Annotated in this window: 11 protein-coding genes, 3 tRNA genes and 2 pseudogenes; 15 read left to right on the top strand and 1 reads right to left on the bottom strand. The window is 63.6% G+C overall.

The window, feature by feature from the left end; genetic code table 11:
- Positions 1–26 precede the first annotated feature (26 nt).
- The 11 genes and pseudogenes from AC1Q5S_RS20565 to AC1Q5S_RS20515 all read left to right on the top strand — a co-directional run.
- Positions 27–1,028 carry a thiamine pyrophosphate-dependent dehydrogenase E1 component subunit alpha gene (locus AC1Q5S_RS20565; RefSeq protein ID WP_492239341.1) on the top strand — a complete coding sequence of 334 codons (1,002 nt, stop codon included), beginning with the start codon at positions 27–29 and terminating at the stop codon, positions 1,026–1,028.
- The gene (locus AC1Q5S_RS20560; protein ID WP_492239340.1) at positions 1,025–2,005 is read left to right on the top strand and encodes an alpha-ketoacid dehydrogenase subunit beta; all 981 of its coding nucleotides are present in this window, start codon (positions 1,025–1,027) and stop codon (positions 2,003–2,005) included. The genes AC1Q5S_RS20565 and AC1Q5S_RS20560 overlap by 4 nt, the downstream gene beginning before the upstream one ends.
- A gap of 37 nt (positions 2,006–2,042) precedes the next feature.
- Positions 2,043–2,834: an enoyl-CoA hydratase/isomerase family protein gene (locus AC1Q5S_RS20555; protein WP_303835746.1), complete on the top strand. Its 792-nt coding sequence runs from the start codon at positions 2,043–2,045 to the stop codon at positions 2,832–2,834.
- A 3-nt stretch (positions 2,835–2,837) separates the two neighbouring features.
- Positions 2,838–4,076, top strand: coding sequence for a dihydrolipoamide acetyltransferase family protein (locus tag AC1Q5S_RS20550; RefSeq protein WP_303835745.1), 1,239 nt, complete (start codon positions 2,838–2,840; stop codon positions 4,074–4,076).
- A gap of 10 nt (positions 4,077–4,086) precedes the next feature.
- Positions 4,087–5,490 (top strand): dihydrolipoyl dehydrogenase, encoded by a 1,404-nt coding sequence (lpdA, locus tag AC1Q5S_RS20545; RefSeq protein WP_492239339.1) that lies wholly within the window; start codon positions 4,087–4,089, stop codon positions 5,488–5,490.
- Positions 5,491–5,565: 75 nt separating this feature from the next.
- Complete coding sequence (locus tag AC1Q5S_RS20540; RefSeq protein WP_492239338.1) at positions 5,566–6,540, top strand: tripartite tricarboxylate transporter substrate binding protein; 975 nt, start codon at positions 5,566–5,568, stop codon at positions 6,538–6,540.
- Between the two features lie 66 nt (positions 6,541–6,606).
- Positions 6,607–7,779: an acyl-CoA dehydrogenase family protein gene (locus tag AC1Q5S_RS20535; RefSeq protein ID WP_303835740.1), complete on the top strand. Its 1,173-nt coding sequence runs from the start codon at positions 6,607–6,609 to the stop codon at positions 7,777–7,779.
- 80 nt (positions 7,780–7,859) lie between these two features.
- Positions 7,860–9,377 (top strand): AMP-binding protein, encoded by a 1,518-nt coding sequence (locus tag AC1Q5S_RS20530; protein ID WP_492239337.1) that lies wholly within the window; start codon positions 7,860–7,862, stop codon positions 9,375–9,377.
- Positions 9,374–10,147, top strand: a complete 774-nt coding sequence (locus AC1Q5S_RS20525) for an SDR family NAD(P)-dependent oxidoreductase (RefSeq protein ID WP_492239336.1) — start codon at positions 9,374–9,376, stop codon at positions 10,145–10,147. The genes AC1Q5S_RS20530 and AC1Q5S_RS20525 overlap by 4 nt, the downstream gene beginning before the upstream one ends.
- A 174-nt stretch (positions 10,148–10,321) precedes the next feature.
- Positions 10,322–11,305 carry a Bug family tripartite tricarboxylate transporter substrate binding protein gene (locus AC1Q5S_RS20520; RefSeq protein ID WP_303835734.1) on the top strand — a complete coding sequence of 328 codons (984 nt, stop codon included), beginning with the start codon at positions 10,322–10,324 and terminating at the stop codon, positions 11,303–11,305.
- Positions 11,262–11,960: pseudogene (locus AC1Q5S_RS20515) on the top strand (thiolase family protein); the annotation flags it as partial. The gene AC1Q5S_RS20520 and the pseudogene AC1Q5S_RS20515, both read left to right, overlap by 44 nt.
- 187 nt (positions 11,961–12,147) lie before the next feature.
- Here the strand turns inward: AC1Q5S_RS20515 and AC1Q5S_RS20510 are convergent.
- Positions 12,148–12,252 (bottom strand): annotated as a pseudogene (locus tag AC1Q5S_RS20510) (IS481 family transposase); the annotation flags it as partial.
- Positions 12,253–12,839: 587 nt separating this feature from the next.
- Between AC1Q5S_RS20510 and AC1Q5S_RS20505 the strand changes: the two are divergent.
- The 4 genes from AC1Q5S_RS20505 to AC1Q5S_RS20490 all read left to right on the top strand — a co-directional run.
- Positions 12,840–12,925, top strand: a tRNA-Tyr gene (locus tag AC1Q5S_RS20505).
- Positions 12,926–12,994: 69 nt separating this feature from the next.
- Positions 12,995–13,068, top strand: a tRNA-Gly gene (locus tag AC1Q5S_RS20500).
- A 64-nt stretch (positions 13,069–13,132) separates the two neighbouring features.
- Positions 13,133–13,207 (top strand) — tRNA-Thr (locus AC1Q5S_RS20495).
- Positions 13,208–13,280: 73 nt separating this feature from the next.
- A partial coding sequence (locus tag AC1Q5S_RS20490) for a GTP-binding protein (protein ID WP_233151794.1) occupies positions 13,281–13,378 on the top strand: 98 nt, incomplete at its 3' end.

Raw genomic sequence — 13,378 nt, 5'->3', positions numbered from 1 at the left:
ATCCGCATGCCACCTCCCCCGAGTCTATGGAGAGAAATCCCGTGAAATCCCGCAAACAAAATACAGAGCAGATCGAAGGGCTGATCGCGCTCTACCGCACCATGAGCCTGATACGCCAGGTGGAGACCGCGCTGACCCGCCTGTTTGCCAACAGCGAAGTGCCGGGCTTCATCCACCTGAGCATCGGCCAGGAGGCCGTGGCCGCCGGCATCGCCAGCGCCTTGCTGCCCCAGGACTCCTTGGCCACCACCCACCGCGGTCACGGCCATGTGCTGGCACGCGGCATGGACGTGACGGGCTTCATGAAGGAAATCATGGGCCGCGAAGGTGGCCTGTGCAAGGGCCGCGGCGGCTCCATGCATGTGGCGGACCTGAGTCTGGGCATCCTGGGGGCCAACGGCATTGTGGGCGCCGGCATCCCGATTGCCCTGGGCAGCGCCATGGCGCACCAGGCCCGCAAGACCGGCGGCGTGGCCGTCGCCTTCTTTGGCGACGGCGCCATGGCCGAGGGCGTGCTGCACGAGACGCTGAACATGGCGGCGCTGTGGAAATGCCCGCTGCTGCTGGTGTGCGAGAACAACGGCTGGTCCGAGTTCTCGCCCACATCGCGCCAGTTCGCCGCCCAACTGGAGCCGCTGGCCGCTGCCTTCGGGGCCAGCTACGCCAAGGTGGATGGCAACAACGTGCTGGCCGTGGCCGATGCCGCCGCGCAGGCCGCCGCCCAGCTGCGCGCGGGCCAAGGCCCCTTCGTGCTCGAATGCATGACCACCCGCGTGCGCGGCCACTTCGAGGGCGATGCGCAAAAGTACCGCGATGCCGGTGAGCTGGAATCCGTGCATGAGCACGACCCTTTGATCGCAGCGCGTGCCCAGCTGCAGGCCGAAGGCGTGGACACCGCCACCATCGATCAGGCCATCGCGGCCCAGGTGGAGGCGGCCGTGGAAGCGGCGCGGGCTGATGCGCTGCCGACCTTGGAGCGCGCCATTCAGGACGTGTACACCCAGACTGCACAGGAGGCTCGCGCATGAGCAGCACCACTGAAATGCGTTACGTGAACGCCGTCACGCAGGCGCTGCGCGACAGCATGGAGCAGGACCCCAGCGTGGTGGTGCTGGGCGAGGACGTGGCGAATGCCGGCGGGTCGTTCAAGGCCACGCGCGGCCTGCTCGATGCCTTCGGCGCCCAGCGTGTGATCGACACACCGATTTCCGAATCGTCCATCACCTCGGCGGCCGTGGGCATGGCCTTGACAGGTCTCAAGCCTGTGGTCGAGATCATGTTCATGGACTTCATCACCCTGTCCATGGATGCCCTGGTCAACCAGGCGGCCAAGGCCCGCTACATGTTCGGCGGCCAGGGCTCGGTGCCCATGGTGCTGCGCACGCCCCACGGCGGCGGCCTGTCGGCGGGCCCCCAGCACTCGCAGTGCCTGGAGGCCTGGTTGGCCCACGTTCCGGGCCTGAAGGTGGTGTGCCCCGCCACTCCGCAGGACGCCTACAGCCTGCTGCGCGCGGCCATCGCCGACCCGGACCCGGTGATGTTCATCGAGCACAAGGCCCTGTATGCCGCCAAGGGCCTGGTGGACACCACGCAGACCGATCGCATCGGCGCCGCCCGCATCGCACGCGCGGGGCGCGAACTGACGCTGGTGACCTATGGCGCCACCGTGTCTGTCTGCCTGCAGGCGGCTGAGCAACTGGCCAGGGAGGGCGTGGAGGCGGAGGTGATCGATCTGCGCGCCATCCAACCCTGGGACAAGGCCACGGTGCTGGCGTCGCTGTCGCGCACCCACCGCGCCGTGGTGGTGCACGAAGCCGTGCAGGCCTTCGGCGTGGGCGCGGAGATCGTGGCCACCATCGCCGATGAAGGCTTTGACGAGCTGGACGCCCCCGTGCTGCGCGTGGCCGCGCCCTTCATGCCCGCCCCGTTCGCCAGCTCGCTGGAGAAGGGCTATGTGGTCACCGTGGAGCGTGTGATCGACGCCGTGCGCAAGACGCTGGCCTGAGCGAGCCGCCTGAAACAAAGACCGAAGGAGACCCAGAATGTCCGAAGAATTGAATCCCATCCTGTGCGAGCGCCAGGGCGCCGTGGGCGTGCTGACCATCAACCGCCCGAAAACCCTCAATGCCCTGAATACGCCCACGCTGCTGGCGCTGGAGGCCGCGCTGACCGAACTGGAGCGCGACCACAGCGTGCGCGTGATCGTCATCACCGGCGCCGGCGACAAGGCCTTTGTGGCCGGCGGCGATATCGCCGACCTGAACAGCCGCCAGGGCCTGCAGCACTATGAGGAGTTCGCGGAGGTGATCCACCGCGTGTTCCGCCGCTTCGAGACTTCCGACAAGCCCACCATCGGCGCGATCAACGGCTGGGCGCTGGGCGGCGGCACCGAGCTGCTGCTGACGCTGGACATCCGCCTGGTGGCCGAAGAGGCCAAGCTGGGCCTGCCCGAGATCAACCTGGGCCTGTTCCCGGGCGCTGGCGGCTCGCAGCGCATCATCCGCCAGGTGCCGCTGTGTCGCGCCAAGGAACTGATGTTCACCGGCAACCAGATCACGGCTGCCGAGGCGGTGGATCTGGGTCTTTGCAACCGCACCGTGCCTCGCGAGACGCTGCTGGACGAGGCCATGGCCCTGGCCCTGCAGATTGCGCAGAAGTCGCCGCTGACGCTCAAGCTGCTCAAGCGTGCCCTGCGCGATGGCGCCGAAATGCCGCTGGGTGCGGCCCTGGCGCACGAGCAGGCCATCATCGGCCTGGTGCTGGACAGCCAGGACGCCCACGAAGGCTGCAGCGCCTTCCTGGAAAAGCGCAAGGCCCAATTTACGGGGAAGTAAGCCATGCGCCGTGAACTCTTGGTGCCCAAGCTCGGACTGACCATGTCCGAGGGGGTCTTGGTCGAATGGATGGTTCAGCCGGGTGAAGCCTTCAAGGCGGACCAGGGCCTGTTCGTGATCGAATCGGAAAAGGCCGCCAACGAGATCGGCGCCGAAGCCGACGGCGTGTTGCTGGAAATCACCGCCCAGGCGGGCGAGACCCTGCCCTGCGGCACGGTGATCGGCTACTGGGACGATGGCCTGGTCGGCGAGGGCGTGCTGGCCCCCAGCGCGCCGCCTGTCCCAGCGCATGCCGCTGCCGCCGCTGGCGCGGCTCCCATGGTCGCCGCCGTGGCCGCCACGGTGCCGAGCGGTCAGCGCATCCCCGTCACGCCGCTGGCACGCCGCCTGGCAGCCCAGCAGGGCGTGGACCTGGGCGATCTCACCGGCTCCGGCCCCCGAGGCCGCATCCGTGCCAGGGATGTGCTTGCAAAAGTGGAGCGATTGACGCTCGCTGGAAAAGGGCTGGAGGTCAATAACACTCAACATTCATCGTCTGCCACGGTTGCGCCTGCACATGGCGCGCTGCGCGCCCCCAGCAACCTGGAGCGCACCGTGGCCCAGCGCCTGACGGCGGCCAAGCAGCAGGTGCCGCACTTCTACCTGGCGGTGGAGGCCGAGATGAGCGCCGTGATGGCCCTGCGTGGGCAGCTCAATGCGGCCCAGACCCGCCAGCGCCTGACGCTCAACCATTTCGTGCTGGCTGCCGTGGGCCAGGCCCTGAAGGCCATGCCCGAGGTGAACCGTGTGTGGACGGACGAGGGCATCCTGAGCCTGGACGGCTCCGACGTGGGCATGGCGGTGAACACCGACAAGGGCCTGTTGGTGCCCGTGTTGCGCGGCGTGGGGCGGCAGCCGCTGGGCGCGCTTGCCCAGCAGGCGGGCGAGCTGATCGGCCGCGCGCAGGCGGGCCGTCTGGGCAGCGCCGACATGCAGGGCGGTGCCATCACCGTGTCGAACGCCGGCATGCACGACGTGACGTACATGACGTCCATCATCAACCCCGGCCAGTCGATGATTCTTGGCGTAGGCAGCATCCGTGAGGTGTTTCGCCCCGACGAGAGCGGCCAGCCCGTCATCCGCCGCGAAATGGGCATGGTGCTGTCGGCCGACCACCGCGTGCTCGATGGTGTCAGCGGCCTGAAGTTCCTCAAGCTCGTGGTGCAGGCCTTGCAGCAGCCCATGGGTCTGCTGGTGGCGTGAGGTGGCAGCGATGGTGGAAACCGCAATGCAATTCGATGTGGTCGTCATCGGTGGCGGCCCCGGCGGCTACGTGGCCGCGCTGCGTGCCGCGCAGCTCAAGCTGCGCACCGCGCTGGTGGAACGCGAAAGCCTGGGGGGCATTTGCCTGAACTGGGGCTGCATTCCCACCAAGGCGCTACTGCATTCGGCCGATACTCTGCGCCGCATCCGCCATGCGGACGCGCAGGGCATCACCGTGTCCGAGCCGCAGGTGGATTTTGGCAAGGTCGTGGCGCGCTCGCGCCAGGTGTCGCAACGCCTCAATCGTGGCGTGGCGCATCTGCTGAAAAAAGCCGGTGTGACCGTCTTCATGGGCAGCGCCGCATTGCAGACCGGCAGGCAGGTGCGGGTGACGGATGCCAAGGGGCAGTCACAGATGCTGCAGGCCAAGAATGTGCTCATCGCCACCGGGGCGCGGGCGCGCGAGCTGCCCATGCTGCCGTTTGATGGCGACCGCGTCTGGGGCTACCGCGATGCGCTGTCGGCCAAGGCACTGCCAAAGTCGCTGGTGGTGATTGGTGCCGGCGCCATCGGCATGGAGTTCGCCAGCTTCTACGCCACGCTGGGCACGCAGGTGACGGTGATGGAGGCGGCCTCTCGCGTGCTGCCCGCCAGCGATGAGGACGTGAGTGCCTTCGCCCAGCAGGCGATGGCCAAGGATGGCATTCAGTTTCTGACCGCCGCCAAGCTGGTGGCTGGCCAGGTGCAGGCCGACGGCGTGCGGCTGACGGTGGAGCAGGGAGGTGCGAGCCGGCAGCTGCATGCCGAGCGCGTGCTGGTGGCAGTGGGGCTGGTGGGCAATTCCGAAGGCCTGGGCCTGGAAGATACGCGCGTGGTCGTGGAGCAGGGCCTGATCCAGGCGGCCGACTGGGGCGTGACTGCCGAGCCCGGAATCTACGCCATCGGCGACATCACGGGCGCGCCCATGCTGGCCCACAAGGCCAGCCACGAGGGTGTTGCTGCCGTGGAGCATATCGCCGGCCTGCGCTCGGGAGCGCAACACCACGCGCCGATTCCCTCATGCGTCTACAGCTACCCGCAAAGCGCCGCAGTGGGCCTGACCGAGGCACAGGCGCGGAAGTCCGGCACCCCGGTGCGCGTGGGCAAGTTTCCGCTGGAGGGCAACGGCAAGGCCATCGCCATCGACGAGGCCGCAGGCTTCATCAAGGCGGTGTTCAACGAAGCCACGGGCGAGTTGCTGGGCGCCCACCTGGTGGGCCCGGAGGCGACCGAGCTGGTGCACGGCTACACGCTGGCAGCGACGCTGGAGGCGACCGAGGCGGAACTGATGGAAACCATCTTCCCGCACCCGACCTTGTCCGAGGCGATGCACGAGGCCGTGTTGGCGGCCTATGGACGGGCGCTGCATATCTGAAAGCTTTGATATCTAGAGGTCACAAGAAGGGGGCGCAGACCATCCGGTGGCCAATTTCAATCCAAGGAGACAACCATGACTTTTTTGCGTAAAACACTCACCCTGGCCGCTGCGGCCGTGGCCGTTCTGGGGACTTCGGCGCAGGCACAGACCATCGCAGAAGGCAAGCAAATGCGCATCATCGTGCCGTATTCGGCCGGTGGCACATCGGACATCCTGGGCCGCAAGCTGGCGCAGCAGCTTAGCGAGCGGCTGGGGCGCCAGGTGATCGTGGACAACAAGGCCGGTGCAGGTGGCTCGATCGGTACCGAAGCGACAGTGCGCGCAGATGCCGATGGCACCACCATCCTGCTGCACAGCGGTGCCATTGCCACCGAGCCCGCCATCAAGTCCAAGCTGCCCTACGACGTGACCAAGGATCTGGCTGCCGTCACGACCGTGGTCCGGGGGCCGTTTGCGCTGGTGGTGAGCAATGAGTTGCCCGTGAAGAGCGTGGCCGATCTGATGGCCTATGCCAAGGCCAACCCTGGCAAGGTGAATTTCGGCACGCCTGGTGTGGGCACTTCCGTGCATTTCGCGTCGGAGTATTTCAAGACCATGGCCAAGCTGCCATTGACCCATGTGCCTTACAAGGGCGCAAGCGCTGCACTCACGGCGTTGATGGGCAACGAGGTGCAAATGGTCATCGACCCGCTGGCAACGGCCAAGAAATATTCCGAGGCCGGCAAGATGCGCGCGCTGGCCGTGACCACGGCGCAGCGCACCAGCCTGTGGCCGCAGATGCCCACCGTGGCCGAAGGGGGCGTGCCTGGCTTTGACACCGCGGTCTGGTACGGCATGTACGTGCCCGCCAAAACGCCTGCACCGGTTGTGGAAAGGCTCAACAAAGAGATGGTCGCCATCCTGAAATCCGACGAAATGCGCAAATGGCTGAGCAACGAGGGCCTGGAGCCCGTGGCCGATACGCCCGCGCAATCCCAGGCTTATCTGCGCGAAGACATAGAGCGCTGGAAGGCCCTGGCGAAATCCGCCGGCATCCAGCCCGAGTAATTCCAAGCACGGCGCGGCCCCGCGTGCGGTGCCGCCGCACCTTCCTATCTTCACGAGAGCGACACCATGGACTTCCGACTCAATGACGAACAGCGCATGATGATCGAGACCGCGCGCCAGATTGGCGAGGGTTTCGGTCTGGAGTATTGGCGCAAGCACGATGCCGAAAAAGCCTTTCCGAAGGCGTACTGGAAGGCTGTGTGCGATGCAGGCCTGGCGGGCGTGGCGCTGCCCGAGGAGTATGGCGGCAGCGGCCTGGGCATGATGGAGATGACGCTTATCGTCGAGGCGCTGTCGGCCACGGGCGGCGGTTCCACCGTGGGGCAGCTGTTCATGGTCAACCCTATCTTCGGCGGCGTTTCCATAGCGCGCTTCGGCAACGACAAGATGAAGAAGGAGTTGCTGCCAAAGATCATCAGCGGTGAGATGAACTTTTGCATGGCGCTGACCGAACCGGACGCCGGCACCAACACCCTGGAGATCAAGACCTTTGCCGCCGCCGATGGTGACGGCTGGCGCCTGAACGGGCGCAAGATCTGGATCACGGGCGTGGAGTCGGCCGACAAGATGCTGGTGATCGCGCGCACCAAGAAGCTGCAGGATGCCGAGTCGCGCACCGATGGCCTGACCATGTTCATGATCGACGTGAAGCGCGATGGGCTGAGCCACACGCCCATCGACAAGCTGGGCACCTGCACCCTGGATTCGAGCAGCGTGTTTTTCGACAACGTGCGCGTGGAGCCCGATGAGCTGATCGGCACGCTGCACAAGGGCTGGCGTGAACTGCTGGACGTGCTGAACACCGAGCGCATGGTGACCACCGCCGGCCTGGTGGGCACGGGCGAGCTGGCCATCAAGCTGGCCGTGGACTACGCCAACGACCGCAAGGTCTTTGGCGGCAAGCCTATCAGCGCCTACCAAGGGCTGCAGTTCCCGTTGGCGCAGTGCCATGTGGAGGTGGAATCGGCGCGCCTGCTCAACTACAAGGCCGCGACCAATTTCGACATGGGCCTGCCTTACAGCAACGAGGCCAATGCGGCCAAGCTGATTGCCGCCCAGGCGGTGGCCCGTGCCACCGAGCGCGCCATGCAGACCATGGGGGGCATGGGCTATGCCAAGGAATTCCATGTGGAGCGCCTGTGGCGTGATTGCCGCCTGTTCCGCTTTGCTCCTGTGTCCGAGGAGATGCTGCTGAACTACGTGGCCAACCACGAATTGAAGATGCCCAAGGGCTACTGAGACAGAAATCAAAAAAAGTACGGAGAAGCTGCGCGGCGCCATGGGGCGGTGCGCGGTGGCGGCGAACAAGGAGTTTCCTTATGGTTTCAGTCTCAGCCAGCGTGGCCTGGTGGGCCCGCACGCACCCCGAGCGTCTGGCACTCGTGTATGGCGAGCAGCGAATGACATACGCGGATCTGCAGCAGCGCGTGCAGCATGCCGCCGCCATGCTGCAAGCACAAGGCATCGTCGCGGGCGACGTGGTCGCCCTGCTGATGAAGAACAGTGCCGCCTTTCTGGAGTTGTCACTGGCCATCTCCCATGTGGGCGCCGTGCTGTTGCCGGTGAATTACCGGCTGGGCGCGGAAGAGGTGGGGTACATCGCAGACCATGCCGGCGTGAAGATTTTATTTGCCGACGATGAATTGCAAGCGGGTGTGCCCGATGGCCTGGCAACGCTGCTGGTGGATGCCGCGGCGCAGCGTGACAGCCGATTGCTATGCCGGCAGTCTGTGCAGCATGTGCCCTTGATCCACACGGCGACCCCGGAAACCTTGTATCGCCTGATGTACACCAGCGGCACGACCGACCGTCCCAAAGGCGTGATGCACACCTACGGCAATATGGCCTGGAAGTGCATGGATCACATCACGGCCCTCGGTATTGGTCGCGACGACCGGTTGCTGGTGGTCGGTCCGCTTTACCATGTGGGCGCCTACGATCTGCCGGGGGTGGCGCTGTGGCTGATGGGGGGCGCGCTGGTGCTTGAGCGCGATTTCGATGCCGAGCGGACCTTGGCATTGATCGAGCGCGAGCAAATCACGGGCGCCTGGATGGCTCCGGTGATGCTCAACCGTTGCCTCGCCAGCCCGGCCCGTTCGGCATATGCGCTCGACAGCCTCACGTGGGTTGTCGGTGGTGGAGAACGCACGCCAGAAGAGCGCATCCGCGAGTTCACCAGCGTGTTCCGCCGGGCTCGGTATATCGATGCCTATGGCCTGACGGAGTCCTGCTCGGGCGACACCCTGATGGAAGCCGGGCGCGAGATCGAGAAGATCGGCTCCACCGGACGCGCCCTGGCGCATGTCGAATTGGCCATCATGGATAACGATGGTCAGCCATTGCCGGCAGGCACCGAAGGTGAGGTCTGCCTGCGCGGCCCCAAGGTCACGCGAGGCTATTGGCGCGACGAGGCCAAGACCCGCGCGAGCTTCTGGGGCGACTGGTTCCGCACCGGCGACATCGGGTACCTGGACACGGAAGGCTTCCTGTATCTCACCGACCGCAAGAAGGACATGATCATCAGCGGTGGAGAAAACATCGCATCGTCCGAGGTGGAGCGTGTGCTGCACCAGCTGCCACAGGTAGCAGAGGCTGCGGTGATCGGCGTGCCTGATGAGCGATGGGGTGAACGCGTCACGGCCGTGGTGGTGCTCCGCCCTGGAACGGACCTCACGCTGGAGGAGCTGCGCAGCTACTGCTCGGGCCGGCTGGGAGGATTCAAGACACCCAAGCAACTGGAGTTGCGGGAAGCGCTTCCTCGCAACCCCTCGGGCAAGGTGCTCAAACGGGTGCTGCGTGAGGAGCTGGCAGGTTTGGCTGGCAAGGAGCGTTCATGACCATCGATCTTGCTGGAAAAACGGTGCTCATCACGGGTGGAGCCAGCGGCATAGGGCTGGCTTGTGCGCGGCAATTGGTCGCATGCGGGGCGAAGGTTGTTATTGCCGACAAGAACCTTGAAGCAGCACAGCGGGTCGCAGCCGAATTGAATGCCCTTTCAGTGGCGATGGATGTCGGCGAGGAGTCCTCCGTGGATGGGGCTGCGACAGACATCGAGGGGCGGCTGGGTTTCGTCGATGTGCTGGTGAACTGCGCTGGTGTTCTGCAGCGTACGCTGCCGCCGGGGGAGTTAACACTCAAGGAATGGGACTTCGTCGCGCGCATCGATCTGCGCGGCACCTATCTGTGCTGTGCACGTTTCGGAGCGCGCATGGCGCAGCGAGGTCAGGGCGTGATCGTGAACATCGCTTCTGTTGCTGGCATGCGCTCGGGGCCGCTGCATTCCTACGCACCGTCCAAAGCTGGCGTGATCAATCTGACGGAATGCTTGGCAGGCGAATGGGGCCCCAAGGGCGTTCGAGTCAATTGCGTGTCCCCCGGATTCACGCAAACGCCCGCACTCGATAGAGGCTTTGCGACCCGTGCATTGGAGGTGCAGGCATTGGCCAGTCATTCGGCGCTGGGGCGTTTGGTCCATGCCGAAGAGATCGCACATGCCGTGACTTTCCTTGCGTCGGAATGGGCCTCAGCGATCACCGGAATTAATCTCCCAGTAGATGCCGGCCACCTGGTGGCTGGATCGTGGGGATGCTATGGAGGACTGCGCTGAGATGCGGAAAAGTGCATTCAGTTTGGCAAGAAGAGCCGCCATGCTCCAGGGATGAGGAATTCTTGACGCATGAGATACATCGTCCCAGAGCAATGATTCAACCCGGTCAGTAATCGAGCCCTTTCCATCGGTTTCGTTACTGAAATTCCAATGAAGAATTAACAGGAGACAGCCATGAATCAATCCGTGTTGGGCAATCGTCGAACCAGCCTCTCATTTTTGGCTGGGGCGACGATGGTGTTGACTTGTGGGGCCGCTTGGGCCAACGAATGGCCCACCAAGCCCCTCAAGGTGTTTGTGCCATACGCGGCAGGGGGGCCAGTGGACACTGTCACCCGCATGTTGATGGAAACGGTTTCCAAGTCGCTTGGCCAGCCCGTCCTGGTTGAGAACAAGCCGGGTGCCAATACCACGGTATCCACGACTGCGCTGGCACGTGCTGCACCAGACGGTTATACCTTCGGGGTCGTGCCGGCTGCATATACAACCAACCGGGTGCTGGTGAAGAACCTGCCGTACAAGCCCACGGATTTCGCGACCGTCAGTCATATGGTCAACATTCCATTGTTCCTGTACACCAGTGCTGCGACGCCTGCCAGCAATGTGGCTGAATTCGTGGCATGGGCCCATAAAAAACAACCCAGTTATGCCTCCACCGGGCCGGGATCCACCGGCCATTTGCTGGGGGAGATGTTTTCCTTGTCCGCCAATCTCAAGGGCGTGCATATTGGATACAACGGTAGTGCAAAGGCCATGCCTGATTTGATGGCTGGCCTGGTGGACTATTTTTTTGATCCCGCTAGCGGCGGTATGCCCCAAGTGAAGGCCGGCAAGCTGAAGGTGCTGGCAGTGAGCTTGACCAAGCGGTGTGAGTGTGCTCCGGACGTGCCCACCATGGCCGAGGCAGGCTTCCCCGATATCGTCCAAAGCTCCTGGATCGGCTTGATGGCGCCAGCGGGCACCCCGAAAGAAGCGGTCGATCGCATCTCGAAGGAGATCGCTAACGCCGTGAAAGGCCAAGAGTTGTCCGCACGTCTCCAGAGCATGGGTTTTGGCCCGGTAGGAAGCACGCCGGCGCAATTCCAATCGCTCATTGAAAGTGAAATTTCCGTGTATGGGGCGATTGCTCGTAAAGCCAACATCAGTCTCGACAACTGAAGCCTCGCGGGCTGTTTCAGTTGGCCTTCGTGGGAACTTGGCCCGCGCCCTGTACTTCTGCAATTACCCCATCGCAACGGAAATCGATCAACCATGCGTGAAGCCGTCATCGTTTCTTACGCCCGCACGCCCGCACGTCCTCACCAACGCGTTGCGTGGTGAATTCAACGCCATGTCAGGCCCGGAACTTGGCGCGCTTTCCATCGTGGCAGCCGTCGAGCGCGCCGGCGTCGACGGGGCCATCGTCGATGATGTGATTCAGGGCTGTGCCAACCCCTACGGGTGCGCCGGGAAAAACGTCGCGCATCTCGCCGCGCACCGAGCAGGTCTACCCGTGACGGTCAGTGGAGCGACCATTAACCGCTTCTGCTCCTCTGGCCTGCAGTCGATTGCCATGTTGGCTGGGCGTATTGCTCTGGACAGCGTGGAGGTGGCTATCGCCGGTGGAGTGGAGAGCGTGACGGGCACTCGCAGCATAGCCCGCAGCCCTGCCGAAGAAGCCAAAGACCTGGATACTTGGCTGTTGGCGCACAAGCCGTCCGTGTATCTGCCCGTGATCGAAACGGCCGACATCGTGGCCCATCGCTATGGCATCACCCGCGACGAGCAGGACGTTGTTTCTCAGCGCAGCCAGCAGCGCATCGTCAAGGCGCAGGCAGAAGGCCTGTTTTCCTCGGAGATCATCCGTGTGACAACAGAAATGGAAGTCGTGGACAACGTGACGGGTGCGATCTCGCGCCAAGCCGTGGAAGTTACGCAGGACACTTGCAACCGTCCGGAGACCACGCTCTGTCGTATCCCGGCCGATCATATGGCCGCTTGTGGAGCAAATGCGGGTGAGTCTAGTGCCGGTCTTTCATGGTCTGCATCGGCGTTCTGCTTTGGAGCGCTGACTGCGGCAGTCGGTGGTTGTACAAGACCACATAGCGCAGCAAGGTCTGCTCCATGCCCACCGCCTTGCTGGCAGCGGGGAAGCCCTTGAGCCCATGGAATCGGGCGATGAAGTTTTCCCGCACAGCTGCTTGCCATTTCCCGCTGAGTGCAATGCCAACTATTGTTCCTCCGGCGGGGTGATGTTCTTGTTCACCGCGCGCATGTCGGCTGAACCCTTTAGCTCCACCACGGCACCGGGTGGATAGAAGCGCACCTGGAGTCGTCGGATACCTGGAGTCGATGAGGCGGCTGAGGGGGGTTGTAGGCGCGCTGATCAACCTGCGGCCTCTCGATTTCCCTGGGCGCAGATCCGTGCAGAAACAAGACGCGAGAGGCCGAGAGCCACCAACTCCGGGAGGCATGTTGGGCAGTTTTTGCAAGCTAAGCGCGACAACTGGAGTCACTTGGGCGTAGATCCGCAGCTAGAATGTCCGTTTTGGGTGTGCCGGAGGTCTTTGTAATCAATGGGTTACATCGATTTTCGATGGTTGAAGTGGAAAAGTTGCAGCTGATGCGCAGCAATTTTCTGCGCTCCGAAGCTTCAAGTTGTTGCGAGGTATCTCGGCGAAGCCAAAATCAGTGCTATAATTCGAAATTCTTCGGAGGGGTGCCCGAGTGGCTAAAGGGGGCAGACTGTAAATCTGTTGGCTTACGCCTACACTGGTTCGAATCCAGTCCCCTCCACCAGTTTTTGGATGACATGTCGGTGGTGCTTGGCAGTTGCTGGGCGGCGCAGATGCGGTGAAGGCTGCTGATGCGGGAGTAGTTCAATGGTAGAACCCTAGCCTTCCAAGCTAATGACGCGGGTTCGATTCCCGTCTCCCGCTCCATTGTCTGTTGGCTGGTTTGTAGAGTTTGAAAAAGTCTTTGGTGCTGCTTCGGTGGTTCCAAATGGCCCATGTGGCTCAGTGGTAGAGCACTCCCTTGGTAAGGGAGAGGTCGCGGGTCCGATTCCCGCCATGGGCACCAATTCTGGTGCGTCCGAATTCGGTTGCGCCGAAATCCTGTTTTGTTGGCATAGATTTTTTTCGGAGTCGGAAAAATGGCAAAAGGCAAATTCGAGCGCACCAAGCCCCACGTCAACGTGGGCACGATCGGTCACGTGGACCATGGCAAGACGACGCTGACGGCGGCCATCGC

The sequence above is a fragment of the Acidovorax sp. GW835-FHT14B10 genome, assembly GCF_058793725.1.
Note: the sequence above shows the minus strand (reverse complement) of the source record. Positions and strands in the feature narration are given on the sequence as shown.